17 protein-coding genes are annotated in these 16,994 nt (G+C 71.0%); 11 read left to right on the top strand and 6 right to left on the bottom strand.

Annotated elements, in window-relative coordinates:
* Nucleotides 1–8: 8 nt before the first annotated feature.
* Nucleotides 9–1,031: a thiamine-phosphate kinase gene (thiL, locus tag Microterr_RS07745; protein ID WP_263798542.1), complete on the top strand. Its 1,023-nt coding sequence runs from the start codon at nucleotides 9–11 to the stop codon at nucleotides 1,029–1,031.
* On the opposite strand, the gene rsmD is transcribed toward thiL, so the two are convergent.
* Together rsmD and Microterr_RS07735 are read right to left on the bottom strand one after the other, a co-directional pair.
* Entirely contained in the window at nucleotides 971–1,549 is a 579-nt protein-coding gene (rsmD, locus tag Microterr_RS07740) for a 16S rRNA (guanine(966)-N(2))-methyltransferase RsmD (RefSeq protein ID WP_263798543.1), read from the bottom strand. The two genes, thiL and rsmD, sit on opposite strands and share 61 nt — an antisense overlap.
* A gap of 20 nt (nucleotides 1,550–1,569) precedes the next feature.
* Entirely contained in the window at nucleotides 1,570–2,151 is a 582-nt protein-coding gene (locus tag Microterr_RS07735; protein ID WP_263798544.1) for a 1-acyl-sn-glycerol-3-phosphate acyltransferase, read from the bottom strand.
* A 64-nt stretch (nucleotides 2,152–2,215) separates the two neighbouring features.
* Between Microterr_RS07735 and Microterr_RS07730 the strand changes: the two genes are divergently transcribed.
* The 6 genes from Microterr_RS07730 (at nucleotide 2,216) to mutM (ending at nucleotide 7,285) form a co-directional block, all read left to right on the top strand.
* Entirely contained in the window at nucleotides 2,216–4,378 is a 2,163-nt protein-coding gene (locus tag Microterr_RS07730) for an ATP-dependent DNA helicase RecG (RefSeq protein WP_263798546.1), read from the top strand.
* A 26-nt stretch (nucleotides 4,379–4,404) separates the two neighbouring features.
* Complete coding sequence (gene coaD, locus Microterr_RS07725) at nucleotides 4,405–4,902, top strand: pantetheine-phosphate adenylyltransferase (RefSeq protein ID WP_263798547.1); 498 nt, start codon at nucleotides 4,405–4,407, stop codon at nucleotides 4,900–4,902.
* Between the two features lie 111 nt (nucleotides 4,903–5,013).
* Nucleotides 5,014–5,514 carry a YceD family protein gene (locus Microterr_RS07720; RefSeq protein WP_263798548.1) on the top strand — a complete coding sequence of 167 codons (501 nt, stop codon included), beginning with the start codon at nucleotides 5,014–5,016 and terminating at the stop codon, nucleotides 5,512–5,514.
* A gap of 2 nt (nucleotides 5,515–5,516) precedes the next feature.
* Nucleotides 5,517–5,726 (top strand): 50S ribosomal protein L32, encoded by a 210-nt coding sequence (rpmF, locus tag Microterr_RS07715; protein ID WP_013586329.1) that lies wholly within the window; start codon nucleotides 5,517–5,519, stop codon nucleotides 5,724–5,726.
* 1 nt (nucleotide 5,727) lies between these two features.
* On the top strand, nucleotides 5,728–6,399 hold the full coding sequence (rnc, locus tag Microterr_RS07710) for a ribonuclease III (protein WP_263798554.1): 672 nt from the start codon (nucleotides 5,728–5,730) through the stop codon (nucleotides 6,397–6,399).
* Nucleotides 6,392–7,285: a bifunctional DNA-formamidopyrimidine glycosylase/DNA-(apurinic or apyrimidinic site) lyase gene (mutM, locus tag Microterr_RS07705; protein WP_263798555.1), complete on the top strand. Its 894-nt coding sequence runs from the start codon at nucleotides 6,392–6,394 to the stop codon at nucleotides 7,283–7,285. The genes rnc and mutM overlap by 8 nt, the downstream gene beginning before the upstream one ends.
* Here mutM and Microterr_RS07700 read toward each other — a convergent pair whose 3' ends face one another.
* The 3 genes from Microterr_RS07700 to Microterr_RS07690 are packed head-to-tail and all read right to left on the bottom strand — an operon-like array spanning nucleotide 7,286 to nucleotide 9,760.
* Complete coding sequence (locus Microterr_RS07700; RefSeq protein ID WP_263798557.1) at nucleotides 7,286–8,392, bottom strand: GNAT family N-acetyltransferase; 1,107 nt, start codon at nucleotides 8,390–8,392, stop codon at nucleotides 7,286–7,288. It lies immediately after the preceding gene.
* On the bottom strand, nucleotides 8,371–9,453 hold the full coding sequence (locus Microterr_RS07695) for a GNAT family N-acetyltransferase (RefSeq protein WP_263798558.1): 1,083 nt from the start codon (nucleotides 9,451–9,453) through the stop codon (nucleotides 8,371–8,373). The genes Microterr_RS07700 and Microterr_RS07695 overlap by 22 nt, the downstream gene beginning before the upstream one ends.
* Before the next feature lie 40 nt (nucleotides 9,454–9,493).
* The gene (locus Microterr_RS07690) at nucleotides 9,494–9,760 is read right to left on the bottom strand and encodes a hypothetical protein (RefSeq protein ID WP_263798559.1); all 267 of its coding nucleotides are present in this window, start codon (nucleotides 9,758–9,760) and stop codon (nucleotides 9,494–9,496) included.
* Between the two features lie 429 nt (nucleotides 9,761–10,189).
* On the opposite strand from Microterr_RS07690, the gene smc reads away from it, so the two are divergent.
* The 4 genes from smc to Microterr_RS07670 all read left to right on the top strand — a co-directional run bounded on the left by smc (nucleotide 10,190) and on the right by Microterr_RS07670 (nucleotide 15,520).
* Nucleotides 10,190–13,690, top strand: a complete 3,501-nt coding sequence (gene smc, locus Microterr_RS07685) for a chromosome segregation protein SMC (RefSeq protein WP_263798560.1) — start codon at nucleotides 10,190–10,192, stop codon at nucleotides 13,688–13,690.
* Nucleotides 13,691–13,742: 52 nt separating this feature from the next.
* Nucleotides 13,743–14,066, top strand: coding sequence for an excalibur calcium-binding domain-containing protein (locus Microterr_RS07680; protein WP_263798562.1), 324 nt, complete (start codon nucleotides 13,743–13,745; stop codon nucleotides 14,064–14,066).
* Nucleotides 14,067–14,084: 18 nt separating this feature from the next.
* Nucleotides 14,085–14,957 (top strand): signal recognition particle-docking protein FtsY, encoded by an 873-nt coding sequence (gene ftsY, locus Microterr_RS07675; RefSeq protein ID WP_263798563.1) that lies wholly within the window; start codon nucleotides 14,085–14,087, stop codon nucleotides 14,955–14,957.
* Nucleotides 14,958–15,019: 62 nt separating this feature from the next.
* Nucleotides 15,020–15,520 carry a DUF2004 domain-containing protein gene (locus Microterr_RS07670; RefSeq protein ID WP_263798565.1) on the top strand — a complete coding sequence of 167 codons (501 nt, stop codon included), beginning with the start codon at nucleotides 15,020–15,022 and terminating at the stop codon, nucleotides 15,518–15,520.
* Nucleotides 15,521–15,547: 27 nt separating this feature from the next.
* Here the strand turns inward: Microterr_RS07670 and Microterr_RS07665 are convergent, their stop codons facing one another.
* Nucleotides 15,548–16,969 (bottom strand): aspartate aminotransferase family protein, encoded by a 1,422-nt coding sequence (locus Microterr_RS07665; protein ID WP_263798566.1) that lies wholly within the window; start codon nucleotides 16,967–16,969, stop codon nucleotides 15,548–15,550.
* Nucleotides 16,970–16,994: the final 25 nt, after the last annotated feature.

Here is a 16,994-nt window from a genome sequence, read left to right as displayed (position 1 = left end):
GTGGCATCATGACCTCGGACGCCGCCGACCCCACCGTCGCGGAGCTGTCGGAGGGCGAGATCCTGCGGCGCATCCTGGAACGGCTCGGGCAGGGCACCGCCCCGGTCGGCCCTGGTGACGACGCCGCCGTGATCGACGCACCGGACGCGCGGGTCGTGGCGACCGTGGACACCCTGGTCGAGGGACCGGACTTCCGGCAGGCATGGACGAGCGGCTTCGACCTGGGCTGGAAGGCGGCGGCCGTCAACCTCGCCGACGTCGCGGCGATGGGCGCCCGCCCGACGGCGCTGCTGGTGGCGCTCGCGCTGCCCGAGCACACCAGGATCTCGTTCGTCGTCGCCGTCGCGGACGGGCTCCGTGCGGCGTGCGCGGAACTCGCACCCGGCTGCGCCGTCGAGGGCGGCGACCTCACCGTCTCGCGCACGCTCACCGTGGCCGTGACCGCCCTCGGCTCGCTCGACGGGCGCGCGCCGGTGCTGCGCTCGGGCGCGCGGGTGGGGGATGTCGTCGCCCTGGCGGGTGACGCGGGCGTCGCGGCGCGGGGGCTCGACGTGCTGTTCGAGCGGTTCGCCGACCCCGACGGCACGGCGCTTCCGTACAGCTCGGAGGGCTTGGCCGAGCTCGACCGCGTGGCAGTGGAGCGTCAGCTACGCCCGGTGCCGCCGATCGGCGCGGGCGTCGGAGCGTCCCTCGGGGGTGCCACCGCGATGATGGACGTGTCCGACGGACTGGCGCTGGACGCATCCCGCATCGCCGATGCCTCGGGCGTCACCGTCGCGCTCGAGACGGCACTGCTCGGCACCGACCCGCGTGCGCTGTCGGGCGGGGAGGATCACGCGCTCCTGGCGACCTTTCCCTCCGCGACGGCGCTGCCGGCCGGCTTCCGCCCGATCGGATCGGTGGTCGCGCGAGGAGCTGCCGCGCTGACCGTCGACGGTGCGCCGTACCGCGGGCGCACGGGCTGGGATCCCTACCGCGACACGTCGGGCGGCGACGCCCGCTCCGCCCACCAGAGCGTCGTATCGCCGTAGCGCTTGTCCCTGAGTGCCGACAGCCCGTCCGGCAGCAGTGGCGCGCCGGTGCGGGTGGCGCGCTCGACGATCACGACCGCGCGCTCCGAGAGCGACGGGACCAGCGCGCGGAGGGTGTCCTCCAGCTCGCCGGCGGGCAGGTCGTAGGGCGGGTCGACGAAGACCAGATCGTACGGACCGCGGGCGATCTGCAGGAACTGCTCGGCCGATGCACGATGGACACGCGCGGTGCGTCCGCCCACCGCCGTGCTGACCCGACCCGCGTTGCGGCGGGCGACCTCGGCGGCCTTCGCTGCGCGTTCCACCAGGTCGGCGGACGCGGCTCCTCGGCTGATCGCCTCCAGCCCGAGCGCGCCGGACCCTGCGTACAGGTCGAGCACGGCGGCTCCGCGCACGAGGTCCGCCGATTCGAGGGACCCGAACAGCGACTCGCGCACGCGATCGCTCGTCGGACGGGTGCCGGCATCCGGGACGTCGAGGCTCAGCGAGCCCGCGCGGCCGGCGATGATGCGTGTCACAGCCCCACGATAGCCGGGGCTCAGATCGGCGTGGCGGCGTGCTCCTCACGCAGACGCGGCTCGGTGCGGTATTCGGGGCGCAGTCCCGACTTGTCCGCGTAGAACGCGCGGATCGTCTCCATGTCGGCGTGCACATCGCCGGTCAGGTCGATCGTCGGCCCGAGGCCCGTGGTCATCGTGGTGCGGTCGACGTATCCGAGGGTCACGCCGAGCCCCGCCTCGCGGGCGATCCGGTAGAAGCCCGACTTCCAGTACTGGCCGGCGCCGCGTGTGCCCTCGGGGGTGACGACGAGGCCGAACACCTCGCCGCTGCCGATCCGGGCGACCACGTCACCGACGACGCTCGCCGGATTGGCGCGGTCGACGGGGATGCCGCCGAGGGCGCGCATCAGCGGGCCGCGCCATCCGCGGAACAGGCTCGACTTGCCGAGCCAGCGGAAGTGCATCCCCAGACGCCAGGCGATGCCGAGCATCAGCACGAAGTCCCAGTTGGAGGTGTGCGGGACACCGAGCAGGACGGTCGGGCGGGTGGGTGCGGGCTCGGTCTTGAGGGTCCAGCGGCTGCAGGCCCAGTAGACGCGAGCGAGAAGCCGGCGGATCATGACAGCAACCGTACGGCACCGCCCTGTGGAATCGCCGTCGGCGGTGCGACCTAGACTCGTGGGCATGGCCGACTTCACCCTCGATTCGCGCCTGGACGGTGCGGTCGGCGGCAAGACGGCCTCGGCGCTCGAGCGCGCGTTCGGCATGCACACGGTCGGCGACCTGCTGCAGCACTACCCGCGCCGCTACGCACGCCGCGGGGAGCTCACCGAGATCTCCTCGCTGCCCGTCGGCGAGGCGGTGACGATCGTGGCCGAGGTGAAGCGTGCGGGCGAGCGCCGCATGCAGAACCGCAAGGGCTCGCTGCTCGAGGTGGTCATCAGCGACGGCAACGGCGACCTCTCGCTCACCTTCTTCAACCAGTCGTGGCGGCTCAAGGATCTGCACGTCGGCCGCCGGGGCATCTTCTCCGGGAAGGTGGGGGAGTACCGCGGGGTGAAGCAGCTCGCGCACCCCGACTACGAGCTGTTCGACGACGTCGAGACGGCGCGGCTCACCGCGCAGGCGAACGCGAACGTCCCGATCGCGATCTACCCGGCCACCTCGACACTGCCGAGCTGGCAGATCGACCGGATCATCCGGCTCGTGCTCGACGGCCTCGGCCCGGTCGACGATCCGCTCCCGCCCGCCTTCCGCCAGCGGCACGGTCTCATCGATGCGCGCACCGCGATCCTGCACATCCACCGGCCCGACAGCGAGGCGCAGATCGGCCCGGCGCGCGAGACGCTCCGCATGCACGAGGCGTTCGTGCTGCAGACGGCTCTCCTCCAGCAGCGGCAGTTCATCCGTGCGATGTCCGCCACGGCCCGGCCCGCCGGCAGCCTGCTCGAGCGGTTCGATGAGGCGCTCCCGTTCGCGCGCACCCCGGATCAGATCGCCGTCGGCGACCAGATCGCCCGCGACCTCGAAGGCGACTGGCCCATGAACCGGCTGGTGCAGGGCGAGGTGGGCTCGGGGAAGACCCTCGTCGCGCTGCGCGCGATGCTGCAGGTCGCCCAGAACGGCGGGCAGTCCGCGCTCATCGCACCGACCGAGGTCCTGGCCGCGCAGCATGTGCGCTCGATCGCCGGGATGCTCGGACCCCGGCTCGCCCCCGAGCTCATGCCGACCCTGCTCACCGGGCAGCTCCCCGCCGCCGAGCGACGCAAGGCAGCGCTGCGCGCCGCGTCCGGCCAGTCCCTCATCGTCGTGGGGACGCACGCCCTGCTGAGCGGCTCGACGACCTTCGCCGACCTCGGGCTCGTCGTCGTCGACGAGCAGCACAGGTTCGGCGTCGAGCAGCGCGAGGCGCTGCGCGCCAAGGGCTCGGCCCCGCACGCCCTCGTGCTCACGGCGACGCCCATCCCGCGCACGGTCGCGATGACGGTGTTCGGCGACCTGGACGTCTCGACGATCCGCACGATGCCGGCGGGGAGGGCGGGCATCCAAACCTTCGTCGCCCCGCTCGCCGAGAAGCCCGGCTGGTTCGCACGCGTGTGGGAGCGGGTGGCCGAGGAGGTCGCCGCCGGTCACCAGGCGTTCGTCGTGTGCCCCGCGATCGATGCGGTGAGCGCCACAGAGGACGACACCGCCGACGAGCCGGTGGAGCTCGTCGAGGGGGAGGCGGCGAAGACCCGCTGGGGAGTCGTGCAGGCCGCGGAGCTGCTCGCCCAGCATCCGTCGTTCGCCGACATCCGCGTCCAGATCCTGCACGGCAAGATGCCGTCCGACGAGAAGGACGCCGTCATGCGCGCCTTCGCCCGCGGGGAGATCGACGTGCTGGTCGCGACGACGGTCGTCGAGGTGGGTGTCGACGTCGCCAACGCGTCGACCATGGCGATCCTCGAGGCCGACCGGTTCGGGGTGTCGCAGCTGCACCAGCTGCGCGGCCGGGTCGGTCGGGGCGGTGTGCCAGGGCTCTGCCTGCTGCTCACGGAAGCGCCGGCCGGCACCCCTGCGCGAGCGCGGGTCGAGGCCGTCGCGGCGACGCTCGACGGCTTCGCGCTTGCCGAGGTGGACCTCGAGCTGCGCGGCGAGGGCGATGTGCTGGGCGACGCGCAATCGGGAGCCCGGTCGTCGCTGCGGCTCCTGCGGGTCGTCGCAGACGCCGACATCATCGCCGAGGCGCGCGCCGAGGCCGAGCGGGTGCTCGCGGACGACCCCGCGCTGCGGGAGAACACCGGGCTGGCCGCGGCGATCGAGCGCAGGGTGGGCAGTCAGGAGCGGGCTGCGCTCGGCAAATCGTGATGCCGCGCCGCCGATAGGCTGAGCGCATGAACAGCCGGATCGCCGTGGTTCCCGGGTCCTTCGATCCGCCGACGCTCGGCCACATCGATGTCATCCGCCGGGCGGCGGCGCTCTACGACGAGCTGCACGTGCTGGTGGTGCACAACCCCGGCAAGGAGGCGATGCTGCCGCTCGCGCAGCGACTGACGCTCCTCGAGCAGTCGATCGCCGAGAGCGAGATCGTCGGCGAGGTGATCGTCGCGTCGTGGAGCATGGGCCTGCTGGTCGACTACGTCACCGACGTCGGCGCGGGGGTCCTCGTGAAGGGGATCCGCTCGCAGGTGGATGTCGCCTACGAGACACCGATGGCGATCGTCAACCGGCACCTCGCCGACGTCGAGACCGTCTTCCTGCTTCCCGACCCCTCGCACGCGCTGGTGTCGAGCTCGCTGGTCCGTCAGGTGGCCGCCCTCGGCGGCGATGTCTCCCCGTTCGTGCCCGCGGCCGTCGCGCGATTCCTCGACACGGGCGCCCGCGGCATCTGAGTCGTTCAGCCTCCGCACACCCGCGCGCCGGTAACATTGACGACCGTGAGACGACACCGCCCCGGCCCCTTCGTGCTTCCCGCGCACGACATCGTGCGACGCGCGGGGGAGATGCGTGAATTCACCCTCGACGTGCCCGCTCCCGAGAAGTGGGGCGAGGGTCTCGTCGCGATCCCGGAGGGCGAGACCATCGCCGTCGAGGCGCGTCTGGAGTCGGTCCACGAGGGCATTCTGGTCTCCGGCACCGCGGACGCGACCGCCGTCGGCGTGTGCGGCCGATGCCTGACCGACATCACCGAGCCTGTCGAAGTCGAGTTTCAGGAGCTTTTCGCGTATCCTGGGGAGGAAGCAACTGACTTCGAGGTTCAAGACGACCACGTGGATCTTGAAACTCTCGTCAGGGATGCGATGGTCCTGTCGCTTCCGTTTCAGCCGGTGTGTCAGCCGGACTGCCCCGGCCTTGATCCGGTCACGGGCGAGCGGCTGACCGAAAGCGCCGGAACAGAGCAGCCCGAGCCCGCCGACGAGCGGTGGGCCGCGCTCCAGGACTTCACCACAGACCACGACGACGATGCCCCGCGCCTCGTCGCCCGGAACACAGAAGAGAGCTAGCCATGGCAGGTAACCCCCCGAAGCGGAAGGTCTCCCGCTCCAACACCCGTTCGCGTCGCGCGCAGTGGAAGGCCGAGGCCCCCGCGCTCGTCAAGACCATCGAGAACGGCAAGGTCGTCTACAGCCGTCCTCACCAGGCGAAGGTCGTCACCGACTCGCAGGGCACCGAGCTGTTCCTCGAGTACAAGGGCCGCAAGGTCGCCGACGTCTGAGTTGGACAGTCTCACCGAGAAGCTCGGGGTCGATATCGACCCCGAGCTTCTGTCGCTTGCACTGACGCACCGCTCGTACGCGTACGAGAACGGCCAGACCCCGCACAACGAGCGCCTCGAGTTCCTCGGCGACTCGGTTCTCGGCCAGGCCGTCACGGTGCGGCTGTTCACCGTGCACCCCGACCTCGACGAGGGCGAGCTCGCCAAGCGGCGCGCGGCCGTGGTGTCCACGATCGCACTCGCTGAGGTGGCGCGCGGCATCGGGCTCGGCGAGCACGTCCGGCTCGGCCGCGGTGAAGAGCTCACCGGAGGCCGCGACAAGGACTCGATCCTCGCCGACACCATGGAGGCCGTCTTCGGCGCGACCTTCCTCTCGGCCGGCCCGGCCGCCGCGACCGCGCTCGTGCTGCGGCTGATCCAGCCGCTGCTGGACGACCCAGAGCGCTATGGTGCGGCCATGGACCCGAAGACCGCGCTTCAGGAGACCGCAGCGCGCCTAGGCGCGACGCCCCCTGTCTACGAGGTGACCGCCACGGGCCCGGATCACGAGCGGCTCTTCGAGGCGGAGGTGACCGTCGCCGGTTCGACCGGGCGTGGCACGGGCACCAGCAAGAAGCATGCGGAGATGGCCGCCGCCCTGGCCGCCTGGCGCGCGCTCAGCGGTCGTGCCTGAGCTCCCCGAGGTCGAGGTCGTCCGGGCCGGTCTCGCCCCCGCCGTCACCGGCGCGCGCATCGCCGGCGTCACTGTCCACGACGACCGCGCGCTCACCCGGCACACCGGCACCGCCGCCGAGTTCGAGGGTGCACTGACCGGCCGCCTCATGACGGCCGCCGCGCGCCGGGGCAAATTCCTCTGGCTTCCCCTCGACGGCGGCGAGGACGCACTCATCGGGCATCTCGGCATGAGCGGGCAGCTGCTGCTGCGCGCGGCCGGATCCCCGCCCGAGCGCCACGAGCGCATCCGGCTCGACCTCCAGCATCCCGTCCATGGGGAGGTCGCGGTCGTCTTCGCCGACCAGCGCACGTTCGGCTCGCTCGCGATCGACCAGCTGATCCTCACGCCGGATACTGCGGCCGGCGGCCATGGCGACGCGCGCGCACTGGTGCCGCGCCAGGTGGCGCACATCGCCCGCGACCCGCTCGACCCCGCCTTCGACGAGCGTCGCTTCCGCGCGGCGCTGGCCCGCAGCCGCTCGGCGATCAAGCGGGTGCTGCTGGACCAGGGGATCGTCAGCGGGATCGGCAACATCTACGCCGACGAGGCGCTCTGGGCCGCACGGATCCACCCGGAGACCACGGCGGAGCGCGTGGCGGCTCGGACGGTCACCCGGCTGCTTGCCGAGGTGCGCGCCGTTCTCGAGAAGGCCCTGGCCGAGGGCGGCACGAGCTTCGACGAGCAGTACGTCAACGTCAACGGCGAAGCGGGCTACTTCGCGCATTCGCTCAACGCCTACGGACGCACCGGCCAGCCGTGCCCTCGCTGCGGGCACGCGATCGTGCGGGTGTCGTTCATGAACCGCTCGAGCCACTACTGCCCGCACTGCCAGCGGCTGCGCTGATCAGCCGAGCGTCTTCTTCCATCCGCCGGCCACCGAGGCCGGCACGAACCCCATCGCCTCGTTGACGTCGAGCATCGGGCGGTTCTCCTCCGCGTTGAACGTGCTGACCCGCGGCGACTCCGGTGCGAGGGAACGCCACCGCAGCAGGTTGGCGCACTTGACGAGGGTGCCCAGGCGCCGGCCGCGGAACTCCCGGAGGACGAGCGTGCCCCACTGATGCGTGACCGCCGCCGGCTCGGCGCCGATGACCAGCTCCGTGTAGGCGGCGATCCGGCCGCTCGGCACGTGCTGCACGCACGCGACCGACACCGTCAGACCGCTCGCGGTGAGACGGGCCTCCCGGCGGCGCACCCGCTCGATGTCCCAGTGCTCCTCCGTCCACTCCATCCCCGCGGTCGGCACGTCCGTGGACATGCGCGAGATCGCGTACGCGAAGCCCTCCGCGAACTCGTCCGGCGTCGGCATCGTCCACGCGACGACGCGGAAGTCATCGCCCGCGAACGCCTGTGCCTCGGCCTGCATCCGCTCCAGCCGCTCGAGTCCGCCGGTGAGGTCGAGCACGCTGTTGCGCTCGATCTGCTCGAGTGTGTAGCCGTGCGCGAGCAGGAGCGCGGTCTGCCGGTCGTGCGGGACCGAGCCGAAGCCGGTCGGCGCGGTCAGCCGGGTGCCGTCGCTGCCCGCCCTGTGCAGGGTGTACGTCTGCAGCACGGACCGGCCGAGTGAACGGGCCTCGGCCTCCAGGCGGTCGAGCAGCTGGTCCTCGACGCCCTCGCCCCAGCGATCGGGATCCATGATGAGATCGAGCTCCACATCGGTCGCGCCCTCCTCGCGTGGCACCTGGAGGGTGCCGATCCCGACGATGTCGCCGTCCATGCGGGCCGCGAACCCGAGATGCAGCCGATCGGTCGTGTCCTGCCAGGCGGGGAGCATCTCGGCGGGCGTCGTGTCGAAGTTCGCGTTGCCGGTGTCATGCCGGCACATCGCGTTGCTGATCCGGGCGATGGCGGCGAACGGCTCGGCGTCCGCCGCCATCGGGTGCTCGGGGACCGCGATGCGCTCGATCGTGAGTGCGGTCGTCTGCCTGATCACGACAGCTCCTTCTTCCATGCGCCCTCGTAGGCGACGGGGACGAACCCGATCGCCTCGTTGATGTCGAGCATCGGGCGGTTCTCCTCGGCGTTGTACGTGATCATCCGCGGCGACTCCGGCGCGAGGTCGCGCCACGCGAGCAGCCCTGCGCACTTCACGAGCATGCCGAGGCGGTGCCCGCGGTGCTCCTTCAGGACGAGCGTGTCCTCCTGGCTCGACGCGGCCGTGCGGTCCTTGCCGATCGCCAGCTCGTTGAACGCGCACAGCTCGCCGGTGGCGATGTGCTGAGCGGCGGTGACGAGTAGCAGCCGGCCGGCCTCCGTGTACTTGGAGTCATGGCGTGCGACGCGCGCCGCATCCCATTCCTCCTCGTCGAACTCCATGCCGGCGGCGGGAGCATCGGTGTTCATGCGTGATTTCATCCAGCCGTAGCCCTCCGCGAACTCCGGGGGAGTCGGGGGCGACCACTGGACGACCCGGTATCCGGCCGACGCCTCGCGTGCGGTCGCGTACAGCCGCTCGATGGTCTCGAACGACCCGGTCAGGTCCAGTGCGCTGTTGCGCTCGACCTGCTCCAGCGAGTAGCCGTGACGCCGGTAGAAGCGTGCCGCGCGGTCGAGCGGCAGCTCGCCGAAGCCGGTGGGCGGAGCGATCCGCTCACCGGCGGCGGCAGGATGCTCCGCCCACGACTGCAGCACGGTGCGGCCGTTCTCCCTCGACGCCTGCTCGACGAGCTCGTAGGCGAGCGCGCCGATCCCGCGGCCCTGCACGGACTGCAGCAGCTCGATCAGCCAGTACGCCGAGCGCGACCCCTCGTGCGTGGGGAGGTCCACGCCGACCCGGCCGACGATGCTGCCCCCGTCGACCACGACCCAGACGAGGCGGACCTCGTCGGGGTCGGGCCGATAGTGGGGGAGCAGCTCGTCGGCGGGCATGGAGTGGTCGTCGTGGCCGGAGATCTCGCGATAGACCTGGTTGCGGACCTCGACCATGGCGAGGAAGTCGCCGGCGTCCGCGGCGTCTACCGTGTCGGGGACGACGAGAGGCCGGAACTCGACTCCGGTGGTGATGGTTGACATCGGTGTCTCCTAGGTGTGAAGCGTTCGTGGAACGCGGGGATCAGGCGCGGATGCTGCGCAGGAACTGCTCCTGCGCGGCTGACCGTTCGCGAAGGTCGCGTGCGGCCGCGTGGGCGATGGCCCTCGTGTGGGCGTCGTAGTCGCGACGACCGTCGATGCGGCGGGCGCTGCGCAGCAGCAGGGCGAAGCCGATGCGCAGCGAGAGCCGGTCGATGAGGGAGAGGCGCGCGGCGGAGTCGTGCTCAGCGAGCGCGAGATTCCGCCTGTCGAGGTCGAGAGACCTGGACTGCGTCAAGGTGGTGTTCATGAGTGGTCTCTTTCGAGGAGAGGTGGAAGAGGGTGGTGAAGTCCCCGGCGACCGGGGGCGCGCGGAAGAGCGGCGCCGGAGGTGCGACGGGAGAGCGCGCGGCCGCGGAACGCGGCACATGAGCGCGGGAACCGCCCCGAAGGGCAGAGTCCTCCTACGCGCCGATCAGACGGCGGTGGGGACGAGGGCGCCGCGGCGGTGGGTCACCGGAGCGACTCCGCCAGTGGGCATGAGCATCGGCGTAAAGCCGGTTGCAGTCGTTAGCATCATCGGTGACCTCCTTTCGCACTACGAACGCGAGCACTGACGCTAGTGCGGATCTGCCACCCCGTCAAGTGCCTTTCCTGGATTCGTCCGGCTGGCCTGCGCGGCGAGAGCCGTGCGCTCCGGTAGCGTATGGCGGAGCCGGTCGACGCGGAGGACGAATACATGCACCTGAAGAGCGTGACGCTCAAAGGGTTCAAGTCGTTCGCTCAGCCGACCACCTTCGCCCTCGAGCCCGGCGTGACCTGCATCGTCGGTCCCAACGGCTCGGGCAAGTCGAACGTCGTCGACGCCCTCGCCTGGGTGATGGGCGAGCAGGGCGCCAAGACGCTCCGCGGCGGAAAGATGGAGGACGTCATCTTCGCCGGCACGGCGACGCGAGGACCCCTCGGTCGCGCGGAGGTGCAGCTGACGATCGACAACAGCGACGGTGCCCTGCCGATCGAGTACGCCGAGGTGACGATCAGCCGAACCCTCTTCCGCAACGGCGCCAGCGAGTACGCGATCAACGGCGACACCTGCCGCCTGCTGGACGTGCAGGAGCTGCTGAGCGATTCCGGACTCGGCCGCGAGATGCACGTCATCGTCGGACAGGGGCGCCTGGACAGCGTGCTGCAGGCGACCCCGGAGGACCGCCGCGGGTTCATCGAGGAAGCGGCGGGCATCCTCAAGCACCGTCGCCGCAAGGAGAAGACCCTCCGCAAGCTCGACGCGATGGAGGCGAACCTCACCCGCCTGAGCGATCTGGCGGGCGAGCTGCGCCGTCAGCTCAAGCCGCTGGGCCGGCAGGCCGAGATCGCGCGCGAGGCGGCCTCGATCGCCGCAGTCGTGCGCGATGCGAAGGCACGCCTCCTCGCCGATGAGCTCGTCGCGCTGCGGACCGAGCTCGCCGACCACGCCCGCAGCGAGCAGGAGCGCCACTCCGAGCGGCTGGTGCTCCAGGATCAGGCCGCGAACGTGCGCGCCCGCCTCGAAGAGCTCGAGGCCGCTCAGCAGTCCCAGGGCGTCGACGACGCCCGCCGGGTCGCCTTCGATCTCGAGCGGGTCCAGGAGCGTCTCCGCGGGCTGTACACGCTCGCCGGCCAGCGACTGGCGCTGCTCGCCGAGAGCGATGACGACACCGCGATCGAGCGGACGACCGTGTCGCAGGGCATGATCGACGACGCCCGCGCCGAGATCGACGAGATCGCCGGCGGGCTCGGCGACGCACAGGACGCCGCAGCGGACGCCGCGAGGGCGGTCATGCGCGCGAGGGCCGACCTCGATGCGCTCGACGCCGACATCTCCGCGCAGAGCGCGCTCGTCTCCGAGCACGACATGCGCCTGACCAGCCTCCGCGGCTCGGCCGAGGCCGCCGCCTCCGCCCTCGCGGCGGTGCGCACGGCCGTCGAGCGCCAGGAGAAGGCCCTCGAGGCCGCCGTCGCGCGACGCGCGGATGCCGAGGAGACCCTCGCCGGCGTCGACCCGTCGCTGGTGCCTGAGGGCACATCCGCGGAGTACGCCGCCGCCTACGAGCACGCGCAGCGCGACGCCGCGGAAGCAGAATCCTCCGTCGCCGACCTCCGCGACCGGCTGCACGCGGCCGAGCGCGAGGTCGAGGCCCTCACCGCCCAAGCAGCGGCGCTCAGCCGCGCGCTCGACGTGAAGAACGCCGCCTCCGGCCTCATCGCGGAGGGCGGGCACAGCATCCGCGGTCTCGTCGGCGACGCGGTGCAGGTGCGGTCAGGCTACGAGGCAGCCATCGCCGCCGTGCTCGGACCGATCGCCGAGGGCGTGCTCGTCGACACCGCGGCCGACGCGTTCTCGCTCGCCGCGGCGGTCGCCGACGCCGACCGCGGCCTCGTCGACATCGTCATCGCCGCAGGGACCGTCCGCGCCGCCGACGTGCCGTCCGTCCCGGGGATCATCCCTGCTCTCGACGTGGTGACCGCGCCGGACGGGGTGCGCAGCATCCTCGCCCACGTCCTGCTCGCCGACGACCTCCGCGCCGTGCAGGCGGCTGCACCCGCGCTGACGGCGGGGACCGCCGCGACGTTCACCGTCGTGACGCGCGCCGGCGAGGTGTTCACCGGGCACTCGCTGCGCGCCGGCAGCGGCGGCTCGCGGTCGCGGCTCGAGCTGGCCGCCGAGCGGGACGCCGCCGCGGAGCGACTGGACGAGATCCGCGTCGTCGCGGATTCTCTCCGCGAGGCGCTCGGCGACCGGCAGCGCGGACTGGACGAGACCAGGCACCGGACCAGGACGGCACTGCAGACGCTGCGCGCGCACGACGCCGCGCTGGCCGCCCACACGGAGCAGGTCAACCGGGCCACCGTCCGGCACGAGGCCGCTGTCGCGGAGTGTGACCGCCTCGCGGCGAGCCTCGCCCAGGCGCAGACCGCGGTCGCCGACGCCGAGGACGCGGCCCGCGTGGCCGAGAACCGGCTCGCCGAGGCCCTCGAGGCGCCGCGCCCCATGCTCGACGCGTCCGCGCGCGACGGGATGCTCGCCGCCCTGGACGCGGCACGCGAAGGCGAGATGGGCGCGCGACTGGAGGTCGAGACGCTTCGAGAGCGCGTCCGCGCCGGCGAGGCGCGCGTGGTCCAGCTCGAACGGCAGCGCGAGCGTGAGCGCGACGCCGCGGCGGAGGCGGCACGCCGCGCGGTCGTGCGTCGTGCGCAGCGCGACATCGCGGCCGGGGTCGCGGGGCAGCTGCCGGCGGTGCTCGACTCGGTCGACCGCTCCGTCAGCCAGGCGCGCGTCGAGCTGGCCGCGGCGGAAGCGAGCCGCTCAGCGGTATCGGTCGAGCTCGCCGAGCTGCGCGCGCAGGACACGGCGCTGCGCGAGCGGCTGAGCGGTGTCACCGAGAGCGTGCACGGACTCGAGCTGCAGATCCACGAGAAGCGCCTGCACGTGACGGGCCTGCTGGAGCGCGTCGCGTCGGAACTCGGCCTCGAAGAAGACATTCTGATTTCGGAATATGGTCCGGATCAGCCGGTTCCGGGCGACGAAGCCACGGACTACGACCGCGCAGGCCAGAAGCGCCGGCTCCAGGAGGCGGAGCGCAAGCTCGCACAGCTCGGCAGGGTGAACCCTCTCGCGCTCGAGGAATACGCCGCGCTCGAGCAGCGGCACAAGTTCCTCACCGAGCAGCTCGCCGACCTGAGCCAGACGCGCAAGGACCTGCTGACGATCATCGAGGAGCTCGACGAGCGCATGCAGTCGATCTTCCTCGCCGCGTTCGAGGACACGAAGACCGCTTTCGGCGAAGTGTTCCCGATCCTGTTCCCCGGCGGCTCCGGGAGCATCTCGCTGACCAACCCCGACGACCCCCTCACAACGGGGATCGAGGTCTCGGTGCGTCCGGTCGGGAAGAAGATCGAGCGACTGTCGCTGCTGTCGGGTGGCGAGCGGTCGCTCGCGGCGGTGGCCCTGCTGACCGCGATCTTCAAGGCGCGGCCCAGCCCCTTCTACATCCTCGACGAGGTGGAGGCGGCCCTCGACGACGCGAACCTCGGTCGGCTGCTCGGCGTCTTCGAACAGCTGCGCGAGAGCAGCCAGCTCATCGTGATCACGCACCAGAAGCGCACGATGGAGATCGCGGACGCGCTCTACGGGGTCTCGATGCGCCAGGACGGCGTCTCGGCGGTCGTCGGTCAGCGCGTGGGGGAGCGGGCTGCGTCATAGCGCGGTGCGCCGTTTTCAGGGTCTGACCAGCCCTCTCCATTAGAGTCTTCTCATGAAGATCTCCCGTGTCCTGACCGGGGCCGCCCTCGCGGGCGTCCTCGTCCTCGCGCCCCTCACCGGCGCGGTCGCCGCGACGACGCCGTCGCACCCCGTATCGACGCAGAGCGTGCACATCGCCCAGCCGAAGGTGTTCAAGAACTGCACCGAGCTGAACAAGGTCTACAAGGGCGGCGTGGCCAAGAAGGGTGTGAAGAGCAACATGGTCTCGGGAAAGCCGAAGCCCTTCAAGGTCAAGCCCAAGATCGACACCGCGCTCTACAACGCGAACAAGAACAAGGATCGCGACAAGGACGGCATCGCCTGCGAGAAGGGCTGACCCCCGTAGGCTGAAGCAATGGCAGAACGCTCCTGGTCACTGGGCCGCGCCCTTCGCGGCGTGTTCGTCAAAGCGACGATCGACGACACCACCTGGGAAGACCTGGAGACCGCGCTCCTGACCGCCGACTTCGGCCCCGACGTCACCGAGCGCATCGTCGACGAGCTGCGCGAGAAGGTCGAGCGCTACCGCACGACCGACCCGCGTGACCTGCAGCGGATGCTGAAGGAGACGCTCGAAGAGCACTTCGCGAAGTTCGACAGCACCCTCCGGCTCACCGAGCGACCGGCCGTGGTCCTCGTCGTGGGCGTGAACGGCGTCGGGAAGACCACCACGATCGGCAAGTTCGCGAAGTTCCTGCAGGGCTACGGGCGCTCCGTCGTAGTCGGCGCGGCCGACACGTTCCGCGCCGCGGCGGTGGACCAGCTCGCTACCTGGGCGGCCCGCGGCGGCGCGGCCATCGTGCGGCCGCAGCAGGAAGGGCAGGATCCCGCATCCGTCGCCTTCCAGACGATCGAGCACGCCATCCGCACCGGCACCGAGATCGTGCTCGTCGACACCGCGGGGCGCCTGCACACCAAGGGCGGGCTCATGGACGAGCTCACCAAGATCCGCCGGGTCATCGAGAAGCAGGCGCCGATCAGCGAGGTGCTTCTTGTGCTGGACGCGACGACCGGGCAGAACGGGGTCATGCAGGCGGAGGCATTCCTGCAGCACGCGGGCGTCACCGGGCTGGTGCTGACCAAGCTGGACGGCTCCGCCAAGGGCGGTTTCGTGCTCGCCGTGCAGGAGCGCACCGGCATCCCGGTGAAGCTCCTCGGCCAGGGCGAGGGCATCGGGGACCTCACCGGCTTCACCCCCCACGTGTTCGCCGCGTCCCTCGTGGACTGAACAGGCGGACACACGGCCTGTCGGTACTATCGCGGCGGCCACCAGGCTGGTTTCATGGGCGTATGGCGATCGAGCACGACTTCTTCGGACTTCTGGAGTCCGGACCGGACGGATCGATCTTCTGGTCGGAGAACGTCGAGCTCGGCGACCAGACGGTCACCGTCGATCTGACCGCGCCCGACCAGGACGACGTGTCGGAGGCGGCGCTCGATGTCGCCGCCGCGCTGGTGTCAGCGCTCGAGACGATCGACCGCAGCGCCCGCAACGCCATGGTCGATGAGCTGAGCGACCGGACCAGTGAGGTGACCGAGTACATCCTGCAGCAGCAGGAGCAGCTGGGGGAGGAGATCGAGGACTTCCTGGTCGACATCTCGGGGGACACCCACATCGACGTGATCCGCTCGCTGCAGCTCATGAGCATGACGATCCTCGCCGACGAGCACGGCGGCTCTGACCCGTTCGCCGTGCTGGAGTACGCGCTCGACCCGGATTCGACCGATGACGTGCTGCTGGTCAACCTCGACTCCGACGGCGACGTCCAGTCGGTGACCAGCGCCGACTGAGCCGGATCAGATCGAGGCCGATCCGGGTCAGATCCGGTTCGACGCCTCTGTGAGCACGTCGCGCAGGATCTGCTCGATCTCGGTGAACTCGGCCGGTCCGACCGTGAGGGGCGGCGCCAGCTGGATCACGGGATCGCCTCGATCGTCCGCACGGCAGTAGAGGCCGGCGTCGAAGAGCGCCTTCGAGAGGAAGCCGCGCAGGAGCCGCTCGGATTCGTCGTCGTCGAACGTCTCCTTGGTGGACTTGTCCTTGACCAGCTCGATGCCGAAGAAGTAGCCGTCGCCGCGCACGTCGCCGACGATCGGCAGGTCGGTGAGCTTCTCGAGGGTCGAGCGGAACAGCGGCGAATTGTCGCGGACGTTCTGCAGCAGACCCTCCTCCTCGAAGATGTCGAGGTTCTCCAGTGCGACGGCGGCGGACACCGGGTGTCCGCCGAAGGTGTAGCCGTGATAGAACGCGCGGTCGCCGTGGGCGAAGGGCTCGTAGATCCGGTCGCTGACGATGGTGCCGCCCAGGGGTGCGTAGCCGCTGGTGACCGCCTTGGCGAAGGTGATCATGTCGGGCTGGAACCCGTACGCGTCGCACGCGAACATGTGGCCGATCCGGCCGAAGGCGCAGATCACCTCGTCCGACACGAGCAGCACGTCGTACCTGTCGCAGATCTCGCGGACCCGCTGGAAGTAGCCGGGCGGCGGCGGGAAGCACCCGCCGGAGTTCTGCACCGGCTCGAGGAAGACGGCGGCCACGGTCTCCGGGCCCTCGAACTGGATCATCTCTTCGATGCGGTCGGCAGCCCACACGCCGAACTCCTCGACGCTGCCGGTGGGAGCGCGCATGTCGCCGGCGCGGTAGAAGTTCGTGTTCGGCACCCGGAGGCCGCCGGGCGTCAGCGGCTCGAACATCGCCTTCATCGCGGGAATGCCGGTGATGGCCAGGGCGCCCTGCGGGGTGCCGTGGTAGGCCACGGCGCGCGAGATGACCTTGTGCTTGCCCGGCTGCCCCTGCAGCTTCCAGTAGTACTTGGCCAGCTTGAACGCGGTCTCGACGGCCTCGCCGCCACCCGTGGAGAAGAACACGTGGTTCAGGTCGCCCGGCGCGTGGTCGGCGATCCGGTCGGCCAGCTCGATCGCCGCAGGGTGGGCGTACGACCAGATCGGGAAGAACGCGAGCTGCTCGGCCTGCTTCGCGGCGGCCTGAGCGAGCCGCCGGCGGCCGTGGCCGGCGGCGACCACGAAGAGCCCGGCCAATCCGTCGATGTACTTCCTGCCCTGCGAATCCCAGATGTGGTGGCCCTCGCCCTTGACGATGATCGGGACACCCGGTCCGTCCGTCATCACGGATTGCCGGGCGAAGTGCATCCAGAGGTGGTCCTTCGCCTTCTCCTGCAGCTGCGCCTCGGTGAAGCCGCGCAGGAGGTCGGAGGACGAGGACGGCGAGCTGTCGGTCATCCCCTCAATCTAGGGAACGGCCATC

Origin of the sequence: Microbacterium terricola (assembly GCF_027943945.1) — a bacterium.
Taxonomy (GTDB): domain Bacteria; phylum Actinomycetota; class Actinomycetes; order Actinomycetales; family Microbacteriaceae; genus Microbacterium; species Microbacterium terricola.
The sequence above is the reverse complement of the archived record's forward strand: the minus strand, read 5'-3'. Positions and strand labels throughout refer to the sequence as shown.

Coding starts and splice junctions, on each gene's coding strand:
- ftsY (WP_263798563.1), top strand. CDS start 14,085: ATGGCAGAACGCTCCTGGTCACTGGGCCGCGCCCTTCGCGGCGTGTTC.
- Microterr_RS07695 (WP_263798558.1), bottom strand. CDS start 9,453: ATGTCAACCATCACCACCGGAGTCGAGTTCCGGCCTCTCGTCGTCCCC.
- Microterr_RS07670 (WP_263798565.1), top strand. CDS start 15,020: ATGGCGATCGAGCACGACTTCTTCGGACTTCTGGAGTCCGGACCGGAC.
- Microterr_RS07720 (WP_263798548.1), top strand. CDS start 5,014: ATGCGTGAATTCACCCTCGACGTGCCCGCTCCCGAGAAGTGGGGCGAG.
- smc (WP_263798560.1), top strand. CDS start 10,190: ATGCACCTGAAGAGCGTGACGCTCAAAGGGTTCAAGTCGTTCGCTCAG.
- coaD (WP_263798547.1), top strand. CDS start 4,405: ATGAACAGCCGGATCGCCGTGGTTCCCGGGTCCTTCGATCCGCCGACG.
- rpmF (WP_013586329.1), top strand. CDS start 5,517: ATGGCAGGTAACCCCCCGAAGCGGAAGGTCTCCCGCTCCAACACCCGT.
- Microterr_RS07735 (WP_263798544.1), bottom strand. CDS start 2,151: ATGATCCGCCGGCTTCTCGCTCGCGTCTACTGGGCCTGCAGCCGCTGG.
- thiL (WP_263798542.1), top strand. CDS start 9: ATGACCTCGGACGCCGCCGACCCCACCGTCGCGGAGCTGTCGGAGGGC.
- Microterr_RS07700 (WP_263798557.1), bottom strand. CDS start 8,392: ATGGAAGAAGGAGCTGTCGTGATCAGGCAGACGACCGCACTCACGATC.
- Microterr_RS07730 (WP_263798546.1), top strand. CDS start 2,216: ATGGCCGACTTCACCCTCGATTCGCGCCTGGACGGTGCGGTCGGCGGC.
- Microterr_RS07665 (WP_263798566.1), bottom strand. CDS start 16,969: ATGACCGACAGCTCGCCGTCCTCGTCCTCCGACCTCCTGCGCGGCTTC.
- Microterr_RS07690 (WP_263798559.1), bottom strand. CDS start 9,760: ATGAACACCACCTTGACGCAGTCCAGGTCTCTCGACCTCGACAGGCGG.
- Microterr_RS07680 (WP_263798562.1), top strand. CDS start 13,743: ATGAAGATCTCCCGTGTCCTGACCGGGGCCGCCCTCGCGGGCGTCCTC.